Origin of the sequence: Arthrobacter wenxiniae (assembly GCF_013376105.1) — a bacterium.
Lineage (GTDB): Bacteria > Actinomycetota > Actinomycetes > Actinomycetales > Micrococcaceae > Specibacter > Specibacter wenxiniae.
This window is the reverse complement of record NZ_JAAMFM010000005.1, coordinates 126,572-148,216: the sequence shown is the minus strand read 5'-3', so window position 1 is coordinate 148,216 and position 21,645 is coordinate 126,572. Positions and strand designations below refer to the sequence as shown.

Below are 21,645 nucleotides of genomic sequence, written 5' to 3'. Positions count from 1 at the left end.
CGCCCCGTAAGCGCCGTGGCCGGTAGGCTGGCTGCGTGGACCTGGACGCGTTTACCGCAGTGCACCGCCGGCAGTGGGAACGGCTGAATTCGCTTGCCCGCAAGCGCCGGCTCACAGGTCACGAGGCGGACGAGCTCCTGGAGCTGTACCAAAGCACCTCCGCCCAGCTGTCCCTGATCCGCTCCGTCGAGGCCGAGTCCGCGCTCTCCGCGTCACTGTCCGCCATCCTGGCCAACGCCCGCACCCGCTTCACCGGCGCCCGGTCAAACGTGTTCGTGGACGTGGCCCGCTTCTTCGCCATTTCCCTGCCTGCCGCGTTCTACCGGCTGCGGTGGCTGACAGTCATTGTCGGCGTCGTCTTCACCGTCATCGGCGCGCTCTTCGCCGCGTGGGCGGCCGGCAGCCCCGCCGTGCTCGCGGCCCTGGGCTCCGACGCCCGCCTTCAGCAGCTGGTCAACCACGACTTCGTCAACTACTACTCCGACAACCCCGCGGCCTCCTTCGCTGGCTCAGTGTGGACCAATAACGCCTGGATCGCCGCCCAATGCGTGGCCCTGGGCATCACGGGCGTGTTTGTGCCGTACTCACTGTTCATGAACGCCCAAAACGTGGGCATGACCGCCGGTGTGATGTTTGCCTACGGCCGCGGCGACACCTTCTTCAGCTACATCCTCCCGCACGGGCTCATGGAACTGACCAGCGTCTTCATCGCCTCCGCCGCCGGCCTGCGCATCTTCTGGGCCTGGGTGAGCCCCGGGCCCCGCAGCCGGCTCGACTCCCTGGCCCGGGAGGGCCGCTCCCTGGTGACCACCGCCGTCGGCCTGGTCTTTGTCCTGTTCATCTCGGGGCTCGTGGAGGCCTATGTCACGCCCAGCCCGCTGCCCGTCTGGGCCAAGATCACCATCGGCGCCCTGGTCCTGGCCGCCTATTGGAGCTACACCCTGATGCTGGGCCGGCGCGCGTGGCTGGCCCGGGAGCGCGGCGACCTTGCCGCGGACGACGCCGGGGCTGCCGCCCCTTCTGGCTGAACCCCGCCGGGGAGCGCGGTGTTAGTTTGGCGTCGCCCCGGGGTGGCACCAGCTCCCGGACAGCATCGGTGGGTATCCTTGCGGGTGTGACAGAGAACGAGCACCCTAAAGCACGCGAAGTGCCCACCGCCTCAGCAACGCCCGCCACCGCTGCCCTCCCGGGCGCCGAACCTCCGGCCAGGCCCGCTGCCGCGGGGGCCGCCGGCGCTGCGCCGGGCGCCGATTTCCCGGTGGCCGACAGCGCCGCCGCCGCTGGGCCTGCTTCCCCGGGTGCCACTGCTTCTTCAGCCGCCCCCGCGAAGCCCGCCGGCAGCAAGATCAAGATCGACATGCCTGCCAGCGGCGCGCCCGAGCCCATGCGCCCGGCCACCCGGATGCCGAAGCTGGCTTCAGAGCCTCACGCTGCGGCCAAGTCCGGGTCTGCTGTCCCTGCAGAGCCTTCCATGGACTCCGCCGGCGCCGCGGCCGCGGCCGGACGAACGGCTCCTGCGGCCGCCGGGAGCCCGGCTCCTGCGGCCAACACCGGACCCGTTGCCAATTCCGCGCCCGCCCCCGATGCGGAGCGGGATGTCTTCGTGGAAGAATCGCCCACCACCATGCTGCAGGTCCGGCCGCCGCAGGAGGAGGTGGACCGCCGCCTGGCCGCCCGTGAACAGGCCGCCAACACCAAGCCCGTGCTGCCGCGCGTGTTCCAGGTGCTGATGGCCGTGTTTTACCCGGTGGTGCTGCTGGTGCTGGCCATCCGGCTGGTCACCACCAACGCCTTCCTTTGGATCGAGTACCACCGTCCCGGCTTCCCGGCGGATTCGTTCGGGTTCTCCACGGACGACCGCCTCACCTACGGCTCCTACACCGTGGACTACCTGCTGAACTTTGCCGGACGGCGCTACCTGGGCGGCCTTGTCAACACGGAGGGCAAGCCGCTGTTCCTGGACCGCGAAGTGGCGCACATGGCTGATGTGAAGTCGCTGATCGACCTGGCCTTCCTGCTGGGCCTGGTGCTGGCCATCGTCATGGTCATTGGCATCATCTACCTGTCCCGCCGCAGTACGGGCGGGGTCCGTCGCGGACTGTTTGCCGGCTCCATCGCCACCCTGGTGCTGATCATTGGGTTGGGCGTCCTGGCCGTCATGGGCTGGGAGACGTTCTTCACCGACTTCCACAAGATCTTCTTCGCGAATGGCACCTGGACGTTCTACACGGACGACACCTTGATCCGGCTCTTCCCGAGCCAATTCTGGTCGGATGCCGGCATCTTCATTGGCGCGTTCGTGCTGGTGGTTTCCTCGCTGACGCTGGCATTCACCTGGCCCACCAAGGACCGCCGCCAGGCCGTGGCCCGCGCCAAGCGCCCCGGCCGCCGCGCCGCCGCCCAGTAACCGCCGCCCAGCCCAGGAAATGCCGCCGCTCCCGCATTTTGCCGCCGCCACATCGGTGACTATTTGCGGGAGCGGCGGTATTTTCCGCCCGAGTCCGCTCGCCGGGCACCGACCTTAGATCCAGCTCGGCATCCACATGTGCTGGCGCCAGTAGTCGAACGGGATCACCTCGGCGGACCACAGGGGGTAGAAGTAGGCGCTCAGGCCCACCGCGAGCACAATGAAGATGCCGGCGAAGAGGGCGCCCTGCTGCCTGCGCCAGGGGGGAGCGGACGCCCTGCCCAGGACCATGCCCAGCACCATGGTCACGGCCAGGATCATGTAGGGCTCGTACGCGATTGCGTAGAAAAAGAAGATGGTCCGCTCCGGGTACAGCAGCCACGGCACGTAGCCGGCGGCAAAACCGGCCAGGATGGCCCCGGCACGCCAGTCCCGCCGGGCGGCCCAGACACCGATCAGGAACAGCAGCGCCAGGGAGCCGCCCCACCAGATCAGCGGGTTGCCCAGGCTGGTCACCATGGCGGCGCACTTGTCCGCCGTGCAGCCGGACTCGCCCTTGAGCGGATACTGGGCGTAGAAGGACGTGGGCCGGCCCATGACGAGCCACGACCACGCGTTCGCCTTGTACGGGTGGTCGGATTCAAGCCCGATGTGGAAGTTGTAGGCCGTCAGGTGGTAGTGCCACAGGGACCTGAGCGACGCCGGGACCCACCCCCACCCTTGGCTCGGGTTGGCTGCGGCCCAGTTGCGGTCGTACGCGTTCGTGGAGAGGAACCAGCCCGTCCACGTGGCCAGGTATGTGAGGGCGGCAACGGGCACCACGCTGACAAACGCGAGGATGCCGTCCTTCAGTATGGCACCGGTGATCCAATACCGGATGCCGGCGATGCGCCGGGCACTCATGTCCCACATCACGCCCATCAAGCCAAAGGCCGCCAGGAAGAACAGCCCGGACCACTTGGTGCCGGTGCACAGGCCCAGCGCAACGCCGGCCGCGAGCCGCCACCACCTCATGCCCAGCCACGGCCCAAAGAGCAGGTGCTTCGCCGGGACCCGGCCACCGGGGGAGGTGAGGCGGGACAGGCGGGCCGCCAGCCGGCGTCGTCCGTCATCCCGGTCCAACAGCAGCGCGCCAAACGCCACGAGGGCCCAGAACATGACAAAGATGTCCAGCAGGGACGTGCGCGACTGCACAATGGCGTGCCCGTCCACGGCGAACAGGAGCCCCGCCACGGCGCCCAGGATGGTGGAGCGGAACATCTTCTGCGCGATCAGGGCGAGCAGGAACACGGACAGCGTGCCGACCAGTGCCGCCGAGAACCGCCACCCGAACGTGCTGTCCGGACCGAAAAGCCACATGCCGAAGGCGATCATCCATTTCCCCACGGGGGGATGCACCACGTATTCCGGCGTGCTTTGAAGGCCGCTGAAATCGCCCTTGGTAAAGAGGTCGTTCGCCTTCTCCGCCCAGTTGCGCTCGTAGCCGCTTTGCAGGTAGCTGTACGCATCCTTGATGTAATAGGTCTCGTCAAAAACCAGGGAATTCGGCTGGCCTAGGCGGACGAAGCGCAGGATGCCGCCGATGACCGCCGCCAGCGCCGGGGCCAGCCAGAACCAGAGGCGCAGGCTCGCCGGCGTCTGGCCGAAGCTGGCGCGGACGCCGAGCAGCCGCAGGAGCAGGGACGACCGGGTGAATGCGTGGACGGGGTCCATGAGCCAGTGGCTTTCCGCCGGCGCCCGCAGGGCCGGCGCTGCTGCGGGGAGGTCCGGGGTGGGAACGGCGGATTCCGCAGCATTGGTGTGCACCCTGCCCATGCTACCGAAGTGCGTGGCCGTTGCCCGGGCCAACTACGCTGGTGTCATGGAAGATGACCTGGACCTGGAAACCGCCGGCACCGACGCAGGAGCCGATGCGGGCTTTGAGGCGGCCCTCGACGCGTCGCTGGCCCCCGCGGCGGGAGCGGGGGAGGGGTTCATAGTCCTGGCGGCCACACCCATCGGGAACATGGGCGACGCGTCCGCCCGGCTGGTCTCCTGGCTCGGGAACGCGGACATCGTGGCCGCCGAGGACACGCGGCGGCTGCACCGCCTCGTCACGTCGCTGGACGTCACCGTTTCAGGGCGGATTGTCAGCTACCACGAGCACAACGAGGCCGCCAAGACGCCCGAGCTGTTGGCCCAGGTGCAGGCGGGCAAGGTGCTGCTCATGGTGACCGACGCCGGCATGCCCTCCGTGTCCGACCCCGGCTTCCGGCTGGTGGAAGCCGCCGCCGCCGCCGGCGTGCGGGTCACCGCGGCCCCCGGACCGTCCGCGGTTCTCACCGCGCTGGCGCTGTCCGGCCTTCCCACGGACCGCTTCTGCTTTGAGGGGTTCCTGCCGCGCAAGTCCGGGGAGCGGGCCTCGCGGCTGCATGACCTGGCCGTGGAACCTCGCACCATGGTGTTCTTTGAGGCCCCACACCGGCTGGAGGCCATGCTGCGGGCGCTGCACACGGCGTTTGGGCCGGCCCGCCCGGCGGCCGTGTGCCGCGAACTGACCAAGACGTACGAGGAAGTGATCCGCAAGCCGCTCTCCGGCCTGCTGGAATGGGCGGAAGCTGCCGAGATCCGCGGCGAGATCGCCATCGTGGTGGCCGGGTCCCCCGCCGCGGACCATGGCACGCCCGAGGACCACGTGGCCGCCGTGAACGAACTCATGCGCCAGGGCATGCGCATGAAGGAGGCCGTGGCGGTCATCGCCCACGACGTCCACGTCAGCAAGCGCGAGCTGTACAGCGCCGTTCTGGCAGCGCGAGGATGAGGACTCCGGCCACTTTGAAACGGAGCACGATACGCCGCCAATGGTGCTCCACTTGAAGAGTGGCGCACCAGTGGGACCCAATGGCGCTCCAGTTCAAGGACTTTGAGCCGTGCTCCTGTGTTCGAGCCCCCCGCTGTTGGACAAATGCACAGTCGCGGCGCGCTCCGTAGTGCGCACATGAGTAGACACTGCTGGCGCAGGAGAACTACCGTGAACGCTATAGCAGCACGCTGCTTCCCCGCGCACCAGGCCGGGGCCTGCCCACAGACGAAGGAGTCATCATGACCGTGACCGCCGCCACCGAACTGACCGAACGCGAAAGCGCCCTGCTGGCAGGCGTCCCCACCGGGCTGCTGATCGATGGCCATTGGCGCCCGGCCGCGTCGGGCAAGACATTCGACGTCGAAGACCCGTCGACGGGCAAGGTCCTGCTGACGCTGGCCGACGCCGGCGCGGCGGACGGGGCCGCCGCGCTCGATGCCGCCGTCGCGGCGCAGGACGCGTGGGCAGCCACGGCGCCCCGCGAACGCGCCGAGATCCTGCGCCGTGCGTTTGACATGGTCATGGCCCGCGCCGACGACTTCGCGCTCCTGATGACCCTGGAAATGGGCAAGCCGCTGGCCGAATCCCTGGGCGAGGTCAAGTACGGCGCCGAATTCCTGCGCTGGTTCTCCGAGGAGGCCGTGCGGTCGTTCGGCCGCTACTCGGGCAACCCCGAAGGCACCGCCCAGATCCTGGTCCAGAAAAAGCCCGTGGGCCCGTGCCTGTTGATCACGCCCTGGAACTTCCCGCTCGCCATGGCCACCCGCAAGATCGCCCCCGCCATCGCCGCCGGCTGCACCATGGTGCTCAAGCCAGCCAACCTCACGCCGCTGACCAGCCAGCTCTTCGCGCAGGTCCTGCTCGACGCCGGACTGCCGGCCGGGGTGCTCAACGTCATCGCGACGTCGACCGCCGGCGCCGTGACCGGGCCGCTGATCCAGGACCCCCGCCTGCGCAAGCTCTCCTTCACCGGTTCCACCCCCGTGGGCCGGCGCCTGCTCGCCGACGCCTCCAACACCGTGCTGCGCACCTCGATGGAGCTCGGCGGCAACGCCCCGTTCCTGGTGTTCGACGACGCCGACCTCGACGCCGCGGTGGACGGCGCCATGGCCGCGAAAATGCGCAACATGGGCGAGGCCTGCACAGCAGCCAACCGCTTCCTGGTGCACGATTCCGTGGCCGAGGAATTCGCCGCCAAGTTCGCCGCGAAGATGGGCGCCGCGGCCGTTGGGCGCGGCACCGCCCCGGAAACCAAGGTGGGGCCGCTCATCGACGCCAAGAGCCGCGACAAGGTCCACTCCCTCGTGACCGATGCCGTGGCCGACGGCGCCCGCGCGGTGGTGGGCGGGGCGCCCGTGGCCGGGGCCGGCTACTTTTACCAGCCCACCGTGCTGCAGGGCGTGGAGCCCGGGGCCCGCATCCTGAGTGAGGAGATCTTCGGCCCCGTGGCACCCATCGTCACGTTCAAGAACGAGGACGAGGCGGTGGCCCTGGCCAACGACACCGAATACGGGCTCGTGGCGTATGTCTTCACCAAGGACTATGCCCGCGGCCTGCGCATGGCGAACCGGATCGAGACCGGCATGATGGGCCTGAACGCCGGCGTCATCTCCAACGCCGCGGCGCCGTTCGGCGGCGTCAAGCAGTCCGGTCTGGGCCGCGAAGGCAGCCTGGAGGGCATCGAGGAATACCAGTACACGCAGTACATCGGCTTCCCGAACCCGCACACCGCCTGACCGCCGCCCCGCCCGGGCTTGACGGCCTGCGACGACGTCGATGCCACTGGAGTCAGGCACCAGAAGGCCTGTGCAACACCAGCTTCAACGACCACGGCCAGTCCAAACCGCACGCGTTGTCCGGTACCGCCGGCGGTCAGCGCATGCGCCGGCGGTCAGCGCGTGCGCCGGAACAGGGACTGCGGGAGCAGGACGGCGCGGACGCGGGCCAAGGTGTCGGCCCGGCCCTTGAACCGGGCAACGACGGCTTCGACGGCGTCGGCGAGATCGTCCCGGCCGCCAGCGGCTTCCTCCCGGGGCGGGCCGTAGACCGCGCTTTCATAGGCGTCGCGCAGCAGGTCCGGAGCCGTCCGCACCGCGGTCCGGGTGGTGCCCGCGGGGGCACCGGCCACGTCCGCAGGACGCGCAGCGGAAGCCGCGGCGCCGGCAGCACCCGAACTTTCAAACCCGGCGAGCCCGGCAATGCCCGCCGCCTGCTGCGACGGCGTCAGCGAGGGGTCGTACCGGTAGCCGTAGTCCACCGCCGAAGCAATGAATTCACGCCACGCCAACAGCTCGGGCGCATCCCGGGGATCGGGCGCCACAGCCACCGCCCCGCTGGCGGCCACACCCCGGCCACGTAGACGCCGCAGCCGTTCCCGAACGCGCCAGCGGCCCGGCCCGGCACCGCGCACCAGGGACAGGCGCCGGCGTCGTACCTGGATGCGCGAGAATGCGGGGGAGGCAAGGGCCAGCAGCACCAGCAGCACGCCGACCAGCGACGCGCTGATCCGGGCCGGGGGAGGGGTCGGCGCCACGGCGGCAGCGGCGGCGCTGGCCGAAGGCGCGGCAGTGGCGGACGGCGCGGCAGTGGCCGTTTGCTTGGCATTGGCGCCGTTGAGGAAGTCGTTGGGGCCGGCATTGGAGGCGCCGGAGACGTTGTCGCGGGCGTAGGCCGGCACGGCGCCGCGGGAGGGGGTGGGCTCAAACGGCACCCAGCCCAGGCCCTCAAAGTACAGCTCCGGCCAGGCGTGGGCGTCGCGGCCGGACACCTGGTAGCCCGCCAGCTGCTGCCCGTCCACCAGCGCGGTTTCCGTGGTCCGCTCCCCGGGCGCATACCCCACGGCAATCCGCGACGGGATGCCCAGCTCGCGGGCCATGACGGCCATGGTCGCGGAGAAATGCACGCAGTAGCCGGCCTTGACCTCCAGGAACTTGGCCAGCACGTTCATGCCGGCCCCGTCGTAGCCCTTCTCGACAGGTGTTTTCTCGCTGTAGGTGAAGATGGGGGAGCGCAGGTAGTCCTGGATGGCCAGGGCGCGGTCGTAGGGGGTGGCCTTGCCCTTCGTGATGTCCTCGGCGGTGTTCTTGATGATCGACGGGACGTTTCTGGGCAGCGCGGTGTACACCGGATCCAGGGCGGGGTCGGGCCTTTGCGTGGCCGCCTCGAGCAGTTCCGGCGTGAGCGCGGGCATCTGGCTGGTGACCATGTACGACTGCTCCCGGGTGCTGGTTCCGGCGTCGGCGTTGATGGTCTGCGTGGAGGCGTTCCAGGTCCACAGCCCGCGCAGGTCAACCACGCCGGTCACCCCCAGCGGCGCGGGCAGCCAGGTGCTGGCCAGGTTCACCACGTCGACCCAGGTGGTGGTCTTCACCTCGGGCACTGCCGGGTTGGGGCCCAGCGCCGGCGCCAGCCCGCTGAGGTCGCCGGTCAGGTTCTTGGGGACGGGCGACGGCTTCCACACCCTCCCGGAAAAGTCCTCAAGCGTGCTCATGCGCAGGTACAGCGGCGTGTCCGAGCTGCTCAGGTACGTCAGGTTGACCGCGCCGGACTGCGTCCTGAGGTCGTTGCCGAGCGAGATCATCGGGTCGAGGCCGGCCACGTTCCCCGGCGAACCCAGGCGCGAGCCCTGCGGGAAGGCCCCGTTGTCGAAGCCCGGGATGGCCACCGGCAGCACGGCGGCCACCAGCACGACGGCGGTCCCCAGCACGGTTGCCCGGGCGAGGGTCCCGCTGCGCGCCCGGTTGGCGGCGGGGCGGAGCCTGCCGTCGGGGGCGTACCACCGGCAGCAGCCGAGCAGCAGCAGGTAGCCCGCCCCGGCGCCGATGAAGCCCGCGGCGCCGATTCCGTCCTGCGTGGTCAGCGACGCCGGCAGCAGCAGCAGGACCAGGCCGATCGCACTGGACGCCGGCATGGACACCGTGACGGCCAGGGTGTCCACCAGCAGCGCGGCGAAGCCCACGCCGGCACAAATGACAAAGACCAGCCCGGTGTCCACGGGCACGGGCGTGTTGTTCACCATGATGGTGGCCGACGCCTCCGTGGCCAGGTTGACTGCCGCGTCCACGGTCCGCTCCGACGGGATCAGGCCCAGGTACGCCGTGCCGGCGAAGAAGGCCAGGGTCAGCCCCACGAACCAGCCCGTCAGCGCGGCCAGCGGGGCAAAGGCGGCAAGGCGCGGCCAGCGGCGGGCCAGGGCCGGCAGCAGCACGGTCATGGCCGCGACCAGGAAGGCCTTGGGCATCCAGCTGTAGTCCAGCATGACGTTGCGGAAGCCCAGCGACGCGCCCATGACGGCGCCCAGCACCGCCGCGGCAAGCACCCACCGGGCCGGGCCGGTCTCGGGCCGGCCCAGGTACCGGCGCATGCCGGCCCGCCAGCCACGTTCGGGGCCGCCGCCCGCCCCGGGCCCCGGCCCGCCGCCGTCGTGCGTTCCGTAGGGCGGCCGGGTCCCGGCGATGGTCCCGGTCATGGCCGTCCCCCCGGGGCCGCCGCGGGCACATGGTGCAGGCTGCCGGTGGTCGGGGCGGGCAGCGCCAGGGGCGTGTCAACGTCCATCCAGGCCTGCAGCAGCGCGGTGTGCGGCGCCACGGCCAGGGCCTGCCAGCCGGCCCGGCGCAGGATGTTCAGCGGCCCCGCCGCGTGCGCGGGGTCGGGGCAGACCATGAAGGCGTAGGCGCCCTCGGCCGCCTCGATGGCCGCGGCCAGGATCATGGCGTCGGCGTCGGTCAGCAGCCCCGTGACGGCGATGACCGGGCCGCGCCGGCGGGTCTGGATCAGCCGGTCGGCCAGGACGTCGGCCAGCGGCGTGGCCGCGTCGGCGCGGGACGGCGCCGCCAGCTCCAGCGCCGCAAGCGACTGCGCCACGGCCAGCGCGCCGGACTGGCCGGCAAAGTCCTCCCGGCCCGGCTCGGCGGCGGAGCGCGAGGAATGGAAACCCGGGTGGCCCTGGTCGTCCAGCACCCGCAGCACGTACGACCTCTCGAGCAGGTGCGCGGCGATGGAGACCGCCGCCGTCACCGCCCACTCGAACGCCGGCGTGGTGGCCAGGGTGTCCGCCCTGCGCGGCATTTTCGCCGCCCCGCCGTACGCCCACGTGCGCTGGTCCAGCACCAGGGCCGCCTCCGGGGTGGTCACGGATTCCTCGGCGCGGACCATGAGCTTGCCCTGCCGTGCCGTGGCGGGCCAGTGGACGCGCCGCAGCGGGTCCCCGTGCCGGTATTCGCGGGTCATGACGTCGTCGTCGCTGGGGTTGGCCTGCTGGCGCGTCATGCGCGAGCCGTCCTGCCCGCGCCCGCCCGTGAGCGAGATTTCCGGAAGCACGACGGCGGCCGGCGCCACCGTGAGCGGCTCGCCCTTGTCGAGTTCGCGGGTCAGCAGGGCGACGTCGAAGGGGTCGGCGAACTTGGCCGTGAGCGGGCCGATGGTGAAGACGCCGCGCCGGCTCGGGCGCAGGGTGTAGTGGTAGCGGCTGAGCAGGCTGCGCGGGGTGACCGGGTTCGGGTAGTCAAAGTGCGGGACGTCAATGAGGTGTGGGGGCAGCTGCTCGGTGATGCGGGCGCTGGCGCCCCCGGGGGTGGTGCCGTGCACGTCCACGGTGACGGCCGCCGTCGTGCCCGCCTCCACAAAGGCGGGGGAGAAGCGCCGCTTGACGGTGAAGCCCGGGGCCAGCAGGTGCAGGCCCGCGCTGGCGAGCGGCGGCAGGGCCAGCAGGAACACGGCCGCCACCAGCAGGTCGCGGCGGCCCAGCAGCTGGGCGAGGAGCAGGGCGAGCAGGCCGGCTGCCATCATCATCCAGCCGCGGGGCCGGAAGACCTTCTCCGGAATCCAGCTCATCACGGTGACGCACCTACCTCCTGCCGGGCTGGGCGGCCTGCGGCTGTGCGGGGACGGGGAGCCGGGCCAGGGCGTCGGCGATGACGTCCGCCGCGGTGGTGCCCATGCTCGCGGCCTTGCGCTCCACGATCAGGCGGTGCGCCAGGACGGGTTCGGCCAGGTTGCGGATGTCGTCGGGGAGGACAAAGCGGCGCCCGGCCAGCGCCGCCGACGCCTTGGCCGCGCGCAGCAGCTGCAGCAGGGCCCGCGGGCTGGCCCCGAGCCGCAACTGCCCGCTGCTGCGCGTGGCCTGGCCCAGCGCCACCGTGTATTCCTTGACCGCGCCCGAGACGTGCGTGGCCGCCACCACCTCCAGCATGGCCGCCACGTCCGCCGTGGTCGCCACCGCGCGCACCGCATCGAGCGGGTTCACGGACTGGTGCGTTTCCAGCATGGCGAGTTCCGCCGTCGTATCCGGGTAGCCCATGGAAATGCGGGCCATGAAGCGGTCCCGCTGCGCCTCCGGCAGCGGGTACGTGCCCTCCATCTCGATGGGGTTTTGCGTGGCGATGACCATGAACGGCTCCGCCAGCCCGTAGGACGTCCCGTCCACCGTGACCTGGTGTTCCTCCATGGATTCCAGCAGCGCCGACTGGGTCTTGGCGGACGCGCGGTTGATCTCGTCGCCGATGACCAGGTTGGCGAAAATGGCGCCGGGGCGGAACTCAAAGCTCTGCGCGGACTGGTTGTAGATGGAGACACCAGTGATGTCGCTGGGGAGCAGGTCCGGGGTGAACTGGATGCGGCTGACGGTGCAGTCCAGCGTCCTCGCAAGGGTCTTGGCGAGCAGGGTCTTGCCCACGCCGGGCACGTCCTCCAGCAGCAGGTGGCCGCGGGCCAGGAGCACCGTCAGCGACAGCGCCACGGCTTCTTCCTTGCCGTCGATCACGGTGTTCATGGCGGCCATGATGTCCCGGCTGAGGCCGGCGAACCGTTCGGCGTCCATGGGCTGCTGCCGCGGCGGGGCGCTGGGCCGCTCCGGGTGCCGGCCGTTGGGGCTCGGCAGGGGCTCCCGCCGGGGCGTCTCGTGTGCGGCCTGCTGGGGTGCCTGGTGGACCGTGTCGGGCCCCCCGGCCGTGCCCGGGCCGGAATTTGATGCCGCCGTAAGCGTCTCGCGCGGGTGCATGCCCAACCTTTCACCTCTGTTCGACCAGCGTCAGTCCCCGGTGGCCTCTTTGGTCCCCAGGGCCAAGGCGGGTCTTTTTGTGACCCACGCTACTAGTATCCGACGGTTTGGCCCGAAAGTGTCCGGTGGAGCCCGGATAAACAAAGGTAAAATTGGCAAACATGTGCTCCCTTGACGTGCCCCGCCCCTACCGCCGCGACGAATCACCGGAGGCCGGCCCCAAGCCCGACGCCGGAACGCCCGGCGCCGGAACGCGGCGCCCGGGGTTCGCGCCCGCCCCGGCCCCGCTCCCGGTGCCCGTGTACGACAACCACACGCACTTTGACTTTGGCGACTCGCCGGTTGCCCTCAGGGACGCCCTCGACGCCGCGGAGGCGGTGGGCATAGCCGGCGCCGTGCAGGTGGGCTGCGACCTGGAGTCGTCGCGCTTTACGGCGGAGGCGGTGGACCTGGACCCGCGCGTCCTGGGTGCCGTGGCCATCCACCCCAACGACGCCCCGCCGCTTGCCGGCTCCGGGGGGCTTGACGACGCGCTGGCGGAAATTGACGCGCTGGCCGCCCACCCGCGCATCCGGGCCATCGGCGAGACGGGACTGGACTACTTCCGCACCGGCCCGGACGGCATCGCGGACCAGAAATACTCCTTCCGGCGCCACATCGACATAGCCAAAAGGCGGGGGCTCGCGCTGCAGATCCACGACCGGGACGCCCACGGCGATGTGGTGGACGTCCTGCGGGAGGAGGGGCCGCCGTCGTGCGTGGTTTTCCACTGCTTCTCCGGCGATGCGGCACTGGCACGGATCTGTAACGAAAACGGCTGGTACATGTCGTTTTCGGGCACCCTCACTTTTAAAAATGCAAAAAGTTTGCGGGAGGCGCTCGCCGTGGCGGACCCGGCGCTGCTGATGGTCGAAACCGATGCGCCGTTTTTGACGCCGCACCCGCACCGCGGACGCCCGAACGCCAGCTATATGCTGCCGTACACGGTGCAAAGCATGGCACAACTGACGGGGCGCGGACTGGACGCCCTGGGGGAGCTTTTGCGGGCCAACACGGAGGCGGTCTACGGCTCCTGGACCGCCTGAAGGGGGGTTGCCTTCGTTATCAATCCTTGGCTTATTGGTAACGATTGGGTTACGCTGGGTGACTATTAGCCGGGGTCGGGGAAGGCCTACGGATGAAACGCGGCGGGATCCACCGTTCAATTGGGCCCTGCCGCAGCCGTTCGCGACGGACATTTTTGCAGTGATTTTGCCTTGGGGCAGGACCGTGCAAAATTGCTCCGCCACTCCCCGTGCCCGGGTGCTCTAGTAGTTACGGGAACAAGTGACCAACCTCTTCGCCACTGACGGCAAATTGAACTATCTGAAAATTGCCGGGCAGGCTGCAGTCCTCATCGCCCTCGTGGCCGGGCTCATGACCTTCACCGGCGCCAACAAGTCGATCAGCCTCACGGTTGACGGCACGGCAAGTTCAGTTTCCACATTTGGCGGATCCGTGGCCGAGGTCCTGAACAAGGCCCACGTCCCGGTTGGTCCCGACGACCGCGTCAGCCCCGCACTGGACACCAGTGTGGAAAACGGCATGGCCATCACCGTTGACAAGGCCAAGGACGTCAAGGTCAACCTGGACGGCACCGAGCGCACCGTCACCACCACCTCGAACAAGATCCAGGGCCTGATCAGCCAGCTGGGCATCGCGGCCAACGCCCGTGTTTCGGCGCCGGCAGACACCCTTTTGGCCAGCGCCAGCGACATCAGCATCATCACCCCGAAGGCGGTCACGGTCATCGCCGACGGCCGGAAGGACGTGAAGACCACCACGGCCGCGACCGTCGCCGACGTCCTGGCGGAGTCCGGCGTCAAGGTTGGCGCGGCGGACCTGGTTTCCGTCCCCGCCGTGTCCGACGTCGTCGCCAACATGGTGGTCAAGGTGTCCCGCGTCAACAAGTCCGGCACCGTCTCCGAGAAGTCCCCGCTGGCGTTCAAGACCAGCCAGAGCGTTGACCCGTCAATGTTCAAGGACCAGACCAAGACCATCCGCGCCGGCGTGGCGGGCACGCTCGAGACAGTGTTCCGCACCGTCTCCATCGACGGCCACGTCGTCAGCCGCAGCCTGGACGGCACCAGGGTCCTCACGGCACCCGTCGACGCCCAGGTCGTTGTGGGCTCCAAGGCCCGTCCCGCGGCCACCCCGGCCGCCAAGGCAGGCGCCACCGGCGCGAAGGCCCCGGCCATGTCCAACGAGGCCATGTGGGATGCCATTGCACAGTGCGAGTCCGGCGGCAACTGGTCCATCAACACCGGCAACGGCTACTACGGCGGCCTGCAGTTCGACATCCAGACCTGGATCGGCAACGGCGGCGGGGCCTACGCGCCCAATGCCAGCCTGGCCACCAAGGCCCAGCAGATCGCCATCGCCAACAAGGTCTACGCCCAGCGCGGCCTGAGCCCCTGGGGCTGTGCAGGCGCCGCCGGCTAATCCCCGGTGGTTGGGCTTGTCGAAACCGGTGGGCCCGCCGAATCCCTGAAAACGCTCCCCGCGGCCGACGAAGCCGCGGGGAGCGTTGCACTTAACCGTGCCATGAGCCTGGCCCGGTTCGCTGGGGATGCCCAAACGCCCTGTTGTGCGGCGCTGTACGGCCTCGGCGGCTTGGCACCCGCCCCGGAAGCGCCGATTGCGCAGATCCGGCCCCTTGTCCGGCGCCTTGTCCGGCGCCTTGTCCGGCGCCGGGCCCGCCTTTTTGGACAGCTCTGGCGATGTGGCCGCGAGCTGTCCCGCCGGGACCGTACATCCGGCGCGGAATCCGCCGGCCAGGTCGCCAAACGCTCGCACTGCCGGCAGGCCCGCCGCGAGCCCGATCGCTCCGAGCGGATACGATTGTCCAGTGACCTCGACCCAGCCCAGCCCCGCGACCCAGCCGCTCCTCGGCGCCACCGAGATCCGCCGCCTCGCGGAGGAGATTGGCGTCCGCCCCACCAAGACGCTGGGCCAGAACTTTGTGATCGACGGCAACACCATCCGCCGGATTGTGGCCGCGGCCAAGGTGGACCCGCGGGAAACCGTGCTGGAGGTGGGCCCCGGCCTGGGCTCCTTGACGCTCGGCCTGCTGGACGCCGCCGCGCGCGTGGTGGCCGTGGAGATCGATCCCGTCCTGGCCGCCAAGCTGCCGTCAACCGTTGCCGCGTTCCGCCCGGGGAAGGCGGGCAATCTCGACGTCGTGCTTGCGGACGCCATGCGCGTTACCGAGCTGCCCGCGCAGCCCACGGCGCTGGTGGCCAACCTGCCGTACAACGTGGCCGTGCCCGTGGTGCTGCACCTGCTGGAGCATTTCCCGTCGCTGGACCACGGTCTGGTCATGGTCCAGGACGAGGTGGCGGACCGCATGGTGGCCGGGCCCGGGTCCAAGACGTACGGGGTGCCGTCGGTCAAGGGCGCCTGGTACTCGCAGATGCGCAAGGCCGGCGTGATTGGCATGAACGTGTTTTGGCCGGCGCCGAAGATTTCCTCGGGACTGGTGGAATTCACCCGCCGCGAGCCACCCGTGACCAGGGCGTCCCGTCAGCAGGTCTTCGCCGTGATCGACGCCGCCTTCGCCCAGCGGCGGAAAACCCTGCGGGCCGCGCTCGCCGGCTGGGCCGGCGGCGCGGCGGAGGCCGAACGCTGCCTGCGGCTGGCCGGCGTCGATCCGACCGCCCGCGGCGAAGTGATCGACGTGGCCGCCTTTGCCCGCATCGCCGAAGCCAAGCTCCCGATGGCGGCCTGAGACTGCGCCATGGAACCACTGAACCCCCGCGATAACACCCCGGCGGACTTTTTCGCGGACTCCCCGGGCGCCGAGTACGACTGGACGGGCCGGCCCAAGCACGTCCGCGTCCAGGCCCCCGGCAAGATCAATGCCTCCCTGCGCGTGGGCCCGCTGCTGGACACCGGGTACCACCATGTGGCAAGCACCTACCTGGCTGTTTCCCTCTATGAGGAAGTCCAGGCCACGGCCAAGCCCGGCACGCCCGCCACCGACGTCACCGTAAGCATCGACCCGCGCAGCACCGTGGCCCCGGAGCTGCTGGCCGGCATCCCGCTGGACGCCGCCAACCTGGCCGTCCGGGCCGCCCTGCTCGTGGCCGACGTCAGCGAGGCCGCCAGCGGCGTGCACCTGGAGATCACCAAGCGCGTGCCCATCGCCGGCGGCATGGGCGGCGGGTCCGCGGACGCCGCGGCGGCGCTCGTGGCCTGCGACGCCCTCTGGCACACCGGCCTGTCCAAGGAGGAGCTCTCCCACCTCGCGGCGGAGCTCGGCGCGGACGTGCCGTTCGCACTGCTCGGTGGCGCCGCCGTCGGGCTGGGGGTGGGGGACCGGCTCACCTCCGCCCTGGCCCCGCAGCCGCTGCACTGGGTCCTGGTCGAATCGGGTTTCGGGCTGTCCACGCCCGCGGTCTACGGCACGCTGGACACCCTGCGCGACGGCGCCGTGCCGGCCGAGCCCGAGCAGGTGGACCCGGCCCTCCTCGCGGCCCTGCGCGCGGCGGACCCCGAACTGCTGGCGCCCTGCCTGGCCAACGACCTGCAGGCAGCCGCCGTGCACCTGGCTCCCGGGCTGCAGGAGGTGCTCGACGCCGGACCCCGGCTGGGTGCCCTGGCCTCCCTGGTCTCGGGCTCGGGACCTACGGTGGCCATGCTTGCCAGGGACCGGGCACACGCGCTGGACCTTGTGGCCCAGCTGGCCGGCGACGGCCTGGACGCGCAGGCCGTGGAGGGTCCCGTGCACGGCGCGCAACGAATTTTTAACGCATGATTTCCTCAATGAAAGTGGTTTGACGTGGCACATCTCCTCGGTGGAGAAAATCTCAGCATCGCCTTTGCCACCCGCACGGTCCTGGACGGTGTCACGGTGGGTCTTGAAGAGGGCGACCGCATCGGCATTGTGGGCCGCAACGGCGACGGCAAATCCACGCTCATGCGCCTGCTGGCCGGACGGCAGAGCGCCGACTCGGGGCGCGTGACCGTCCGCGCCGGCGTGCACGTGGGGTACCTGGACCAGTCGGACGTGCTCGACGGCGAGAGCACCGTGGGTTTCGCGATTGTGGGCGAGGCCGCGGACCACGAGTGGGCGTCCAACCGGAAAATCCGCGAGATCATGGGTGCCCTGGTGGGTGAAGTGGACTGGCACGCCAACATCCACTCTCTCTCGGGCGGGCAGAAGCGGCGGGTGGCCCTCGCGAAGCTGCTCATCGGCGACGACGACGTCATCATGCTGGACGAGCCCACCAACCACCTCGACGTGGAGGGCGTGGCGTGGCTGGCCAAGCACCTCAGGGAGCGCTGGCGGACCAACGAGGGCGCCTTTGTGGTGGTCACGCACGACCGCTGGTTCCTTGACGAGGTCTGCACCCGCACCTGGGAAGTGCACGACGGCATCATTGACCCCTTCGACGGCGGATATGCCGCGTACGTGCTGGCCCGCGCCGAACGTGACCGCATGAACTCCGTCATTGAATCCAAGCGTGTTCAGCTGGTCAAGAAGGAGCTCGCGTGGCTGCGCCGTGGAGCCCCGGCCCGGACGGCCAAGCCGAAGTTCCGCATCGAGGCCGCCAACGACCTCATTGCCGACGTCCCCGAACCCCGCGACACCGTGGCGCTCTCCCGCATGGCCACCGCCCGGCAGGGCAAGGACGTCCTGGACCTGGAGAACGTATCCCTGTCGTACGGGGAAAAGGAGATCTTCAAGAACATCACGCTGCGGCTGGCGCCCGGGGAACGGCTGGGGCTGGTCGGCGTGAACGGCGCGGGCAAGACCACCCTGCTGCGCCTGCTCAACGGCGAGGTCCCGCCGTCGTCCGGGCGGCTCAAGCGCGGCAAGACCGTGCAGACGGCGGTGCTGACGCAGGAGGTGCGCGAGCTCGACGACGTCCTGGACCTGCGCGTCCTGGAGGTCATTGAGCGGGAGAAGCGTTCCTTTGAGGTGGGCGGCAAGGACATGACGGCGGGGCAGCTGGTGGAGCAGCTTGGCTTCACGAAGGACAAGCAGTGGACGCCGGTGCGGGACCTGTCCGGCGGCGAGCGGCGGCGCCTGCAACTGCTGCGCCTGCTGGTGGGGGAGCCGAACGTGCTCATGCTCGACGAGCCCACGAACGACCTGGACACCGATACGCTGGCGGCCGTCGAGGACGTGCTGGACGGCTGGCCGGGCACGCTGGTGGTGGTCTCGCACGACCGCTACCTGCTCGAACGCGTCACCGACCACCAGATGGCGATGCTCGGCGACGGCAAGCTGCGCGGGCTGCCCGGGGGAGTGGACCAATACCTGGAACTGCGCGGGGAGGCACTGTCAGCCGCCTCCAAGCCGGCCGCTGCCACTCGCGCCTCCGGGCCGTCCGAGGCCGAGAAGCGCGATGCCCGCAAGAACCTGAACCGCGTGGAGCGCCAGCTGTCCAAGCTCGCCGCCGCGGAGGCCAAGGTGCACTCCCAGATGGCGGCCAAGGTAGGCGACTACGACGCCCTGGACGAACTGAACGCGAAGCTCGCCGAGCTGGCGGGGGAGAAGGAGTCGCTGGAAAGGGAGTGGCTCGAGGCCTCTGAAGTGCTCGAGTAGCACTTGGACAGGTGAGCGCCGCTGGCCCCCAACGGAGCTCCACTTTTGAAGTGGAGCGTTGCAGGGCAGCAATGGGGCTCCCGTCCAAGGTGGCATGGGTCCCTCCACAGGCGCTGCGATCACGGACTTGTCCACATTCGGCGGTGACAAGGCTGCCGGCGTCGTGGGTTTCGCCGCAAGCTGGGACCATGGACACTCTCACCAGCAGAAAGCCTGTGGAAGCCGTCATTGCGGCCATGGGATCAACCACTGCCCGGCGCCCGGACCTGATCAAGCGGGGTTTGACCGACTGGGACCTTCAAAGGGCCGTCGCGGAGGGACGGGTTCGCCGCCTGGCCAGGTCCGTCTACGGCCTGCCGGACGCCGCCGCCTTTGACGTCCTGCTGGCGACGAATCAGGCCCAACTTGGCTGCTTCAGCAGGGCGGAAAAGATGGGCCTCTGGGTCTTGAACACGCCGCGGATTCCGCATGTGGCGGTGATTCACGGGCGGCCGGTGCCCGGGTGCAAGGTGCACCGGTTCAAGGGCAGGCTCACACTGTGGGATGTGCTGCGGCACTGCGTCCAGTGCGGGACCGAAGTGGAAGCGCTGTGCGTGGTGGAGTCGGCCCTGGTGAAGAAGAAGTGCACCATGTCCCAATTGCGGCGCGTTTTCGACAAGCGCAGGGATGCCGCCATGCGGCGCATCCTGGACAAGGTCGACCCCCAATCCCAGTCCATCGCTGAGACGTGCGGGCGATACTTTCTCCGCGAGGCCGGCTTCAATGTGCAGGGGCAGGCCGCGGTCCGTGGAATGGGGCACCTGGACTTGCTGGTTGAGGGCATTCTGGGTGTTGAAACGGATGGTGAAAAGCACCACAACTCCGCATTGGCCTGGGCCGAGGACCTGCGCAGGCTCAATGTCCTGACCATCCAGGACGTGCCAACCCTGCACATCAAGGCCAGCGACGCCATGTATCACCCCGACGCCATGGTGGAGCTGGTCCGGAACGCGCTCCGCGCCCTGGAAAACAGGCGCCGTTGATGGCGTGCACGGCTCCACTTCTAAAGTGGAGCCGTGTTGGCAGCCTACGGCGCGCCAGTTCAATGTGGTTCCCAAGTCGCGAAAGCGGCGCCCGCCATGGCACACTATATTCTCGTGGGTTGCGCCCCAAGGGCAGCAGTGCACATTCCGCCCTGGTGTAATGGCAGCACCCCAGCCTTTGGAGCTGTGGAGTATAGGTTCGAATCCTATGGGCGGAACACCCCCGCCAGGCACCTTCCATGAACACCCACCGGCCGCGAACGGGTAACATGGGATTGTTTCCAATTGCGTATGTTTTCTTCACGGACCTCTGTCCGGGCAGGAGTGCCACTTAGTGAGCCCCCAAGACACCAATTCGTTCAATCCCGCCGCCGTGATCGTGCTGGCAGCCGGCGCCGGTACCCGGATGAAGTCTCGCTTACCCAAGATTTTGCACCCCATTGGCGGCATCTCCATGGTTGGCCACGCACTGGCCGCGGCACGCGGGCTGAACCCCGAACGGCTGGCCGTGGTGGTCCGCTTTGAACGCGACCAGGTCGCCGCGCACATCGCGGAATTGGACGGCACGGCCCTGATTGTGGACCAGGACGAAATCCCGGGCACCGGCCGCGCCGTCCAGGCAGCACTCGCGGCCCTTGACGCGGAGGGGGAGGTCGAGGGCACCGTTGTGGTCACCTATGGCGACGTCCCGCTGCTGACCACGGGGCTCCTGGAGGAACTCACGGCCACGCACCAAACAGACAACAACGCCGTCACGGTCCTCACCGCGGTCCTTGACGACGCCACCGGCTACGGGCGCATCCTCCGCCACGACGCGGACGGCACCGTCCTGGGCATCCGCGAACACAAGGATGCGAGCGACGATGAGCGTGAAATCGGCGAAATCAACTCCGGCATCTACGCCTTCGACGCCAAGGTGCTCCGGGAAGCGCTGAAAAAAGTCACCACGGACAACACCCAGGGCGAGATGTACCTCACCGACGTGCTCGGCCTGGCCAGGCACGACGGCGGACGGGTCGCCGCCGTCGCCACCACCGACCGGTGGCAGGTGGAAGGCGCCAACGACCGCGTCCAGCTCGCCACGCTGGGCGCCGAGCACAACCGCCGCACCGTCGAATCGTGGATGCGCCGCGGCGTCACCGTCATCGACCCCGCCACCACATGGATCGACTCGACCGTGGTACTCGACGAGGACGTCACCCTCCTGCCCGGCACCCAGCTGCACGGGAAAACGACAGTGGCCAGGGACGCCGTCGTCGGTCCCGACTCGACGCTGACCGACGTCCAGATCGGCGAAAAGGCCGAAGTCACGCGGACGCACGGCTCTGGGGCCGTCATCGGGGCGGGTGCCCACGTGGGCCCCTTCACGTACCTGCGCCCCGGCACGGTGCTGGGTGCGGACGGCAAGATCGGCGCCTTCTACGAGACCAAGAACGTCACCATCGGCCGCGGCTCCAAGCTCAGCCACCTCGGCTACGCCGGCGACGCCGAGATCGGCGAGGACACCAACATTGGCTGCGGCAACATCACGGCCAACTACGACGGCGTGAACAAGCACCGCACCGTGATCGGCTCAGGTGTGCGCACCGGCTCCCACACCGTCTTCGTGGCCCCGGTGACCGTGGGGGACGGCGCCTTCACCGGGGCGGGCGCCATTGTGCGCAAGGACGTCCCGGCCGGCGCGCTGACGCTGACCGTGGCCCCGCAGCGCAACGCCGAGGGCTGGACCGCGGCGCACCGGCCCGGCAGCATCTCCGCCGCGGCCGCCGCCAAGTCCAACTAGAC

Annotated in this window: 15 protein-coding genes and 1 tRNA gene; 12 read left to right on the top strand and 4 right to left on the bottom strand. The window is 69.6% G+C overall.

Translation table 11 applies throughout. The features are described 5' to 3' along the window. The first annotated feature begins 35 nt into the window (after window positions 1-35). A complete protein-coding gene (locus G6034_RS05815) occupies window positions 36-1,028 on the top strand; it encodes a stage II sporulation protein M (RefSeq protein WP_176634154.1) in 993 nt (330 codons plus the stop codon). A gap of 119 nt (window positions 1,029-1,147) precedes the next feature. Continuing rightward, window positions 1,148-2,407, top strand: coding sequence for a TIGR01906 family membrane protein (locus tag G6034_RS05810; RefSeq protein WP_343037946.1), 1,260 nt, complete (start codon window positions 1,148-1,150; stop codon window positions 2,405-2,407). A gap of 114 nt (window positions 2,408-2,521) precedes the next feature. On the opposite strand, the gene G6034_RS05805 is transcribed toward G6034_RS05810, so the two are convergent. Next, window positions 2,522-4,222 (bottom strand): dolichyl-phosphate-mannose--protein mannosyltransferase, encoded by a 1,701-nt coding sequence (locus G6034_RS05805; RefSeq protein WP_176634153.1) that lies wholly within the window; start codon window positions 4,220-4,222, stop codon window positions 2,522-2,524. Window positions 4,223-4,268: 46 nt separating this feature from the next. Here G6034_RS05805 and rsmI point away from each other — a divergent pair, with 46 nt between their 5' ends. Together rsmI and G6034_RS05795 are read left to right on the top strand one after the other, a co-directional pair. Beyond that, the gene (rsmI, locus tag G6034_RS05800; protein ID WP_176634152.1) at window positions 4,269-5,207 is read left to right on the top strand and encodes a 16S rRNA (cytidine(1402)-2'-O)-methyltransferase; all 939 of its coding nucleotides are present in this window, start codon (window positions 4,269-4,271) and stop codon (window positions 5,205-5,207) included. Between the two features lie 281 nt (window positions 5,208-5,488). Beyond that, window positions 5,489-6,985 (top strand): NAD-dependent succinate-semialdehyde dehydrogenase, encoded by a 1,497-nt coding sequence (locus tag G6034_RS05795; RefSeq protein ID WP_176634151.1) that lies wholly within the window; start codon window positions 5,489-5,491, stop codon window positions 6,983-6,985. Between the two features lie 155 nt (window positions 6,986-7,140). On the opposite strand, the gene G6034_RS05790 is transcribed toward G6034_RS05795, so the two are convergent. From G6034_RS05790 to G6034_RS05780, 3 genes are read right to left on the bottom strand one after another with little or no spacing between them, the layout of a single operon-like run. Continuing rightward, the gene (locus G6034_RS05790) at window positions 7,141-9,717 is read right to left on the bottom strand and encodes a transglutaminase TgpA family protein (protein ID WP_176634150.1); all 2,577 of its coding nucleotides are present in this window, start codon (window positions 9,715-9,717) and stop codon (window positions 7,141-7,143) included. After that, the gene (locus G6034_RS05785) at window positions 9,714-11,081 is read right to left on the bottom strand and encodes a DUF58 domain-containing protein (protein WP_246295339.1); all 1,368 of its coding nucleotides are present in this window, start codon (window positions 11,079-11,081) and stop codon (window positions 9,714-9,716) included. The genes G6034_RS05790 and G6034_RS05785 overlap by 4 nt, the downstream gene beginning before the upstream one ends. A gap of 13 nt (window positions 11,082-11,094) precedes the next feature. Further along, complete coding sequence (locus G6034_RS05780; RefSeq protein WP_176634148.1) at window positions 11,095-12,246, bottom strand: AAA family ATPase; 1,152 nt, start codon at window positions 12,244-12,246, stop codon at window positions 11,095-11,097. Between the two features lie 161 nt (window positions 12,247-12,407). Here G6034_RS05780 and G6034_RS05775 point away from each other — a divergent pair, with 161 nt between their 5' ends. The 8 genes from G6034_RS05775 (at window position 12,408) to glmU (ending at window position 21,643) form a co-directional block, all read left to right on the top strand. Beyond that, entirely contained in the window at window positions 12,408-13,331 is a 924-nt protein-coding gene (locus G6034_RS05775; RefSeq protein WP_176634147.1) for a TatD family hydrolase, read from the top strand. Window positions 13,332-13,572: 241 nt separating this feature from the next. Continuing rightward, on the top strand, window positions 13,573-14,727 hold the full coding sequence (locus tag G6034_RS05770; RefSeq protein ID WP_343037945.1) for a resuscitation-promoting factor: 1,155 nt from the start codon (window positions 13,573-13,575) through the stop codon (window positions 14,725-14,727). A gap of 406 nt (window positions 14,728-15,133) precedes the next feature. After that, entirely contained in the window at window positions 15,134-16,012 is an 879-nt protein-coding gene (gene rsmA, locus G6034_RS05765) for a 16S rRNA (adenine(1518)-N(6)/adenine(1519)-N(6))-dimethyltransferase RsmA (RefSeq protein WP_176634146.1), read from the top strand. A 9-nt stretch (window positions 16,013-16,021) separates the two neighbouring features. Continuing rightward, a complete protein-coding gene (locus G6034_RS05760; RefSeq protein WP_176634145.1) occupies window positions 16,022-17,041 on the top strand; it encodes a 4-(cytidine 5'-diphospho)-2-C-methyl-D-erythritol kinase in 1,020 nt (339 codons plus the stop codon). A gap of 24 nt (window positions 17,042-17,065) precedes the next feature. Beyond that, on the top strand, window positions 17,066-18,838 hold the full coding sequence (locus tag G6034_RS05755) for an ATP-binding cassette domain-containing protein (RefSeq protein ID WP_176634144.1): 1,773 nt from the start codon (window positions 17,066-17,068) through the stop codon (window positions 18,836-18,838). A gap of 188 nt (window positions 18,839-19,026) precedes the next feature. Further along, a complete protein-coding gene (locus G6034_RS05750; RefSeq protein ID WP_176634143.1) occupies window positions 19,027-19,860 on the top strand; it encodes a type IV toxin-antitoxin system AbiEi family antitoxin domain-containing protein in 834 nt (277 codons plus the stop codon). A 146-nt stretch (window positions 19,861-20,006) separates the two neighbouring features. Next, a tRNA-Gln gene (locus tag G6034_RS05745) sits at window positions 20,007-20,078 on the top strand. A 116-nt stretch (window positions 20,079-20,194) separates the two neighbouring features. Beyond that, window positions 20,195-21,643 (top strand): bifunctional UDP-N-acetylglucosamine diphosphorylase/glucosamine-1-phosphate N-acetyltransferase GlmU, encoded by a 1,449-nt coding sequence (gene glmU, locus G6034_RS05740; protein ID WP_176634142.1) that lies wholly within the window; start codon window positions 20,195-20,197, stop codon window positions 21,641-21,643. The last annotated feature ends 2 nt before the right edge of the window (window positions 21,644-21,645 follow it).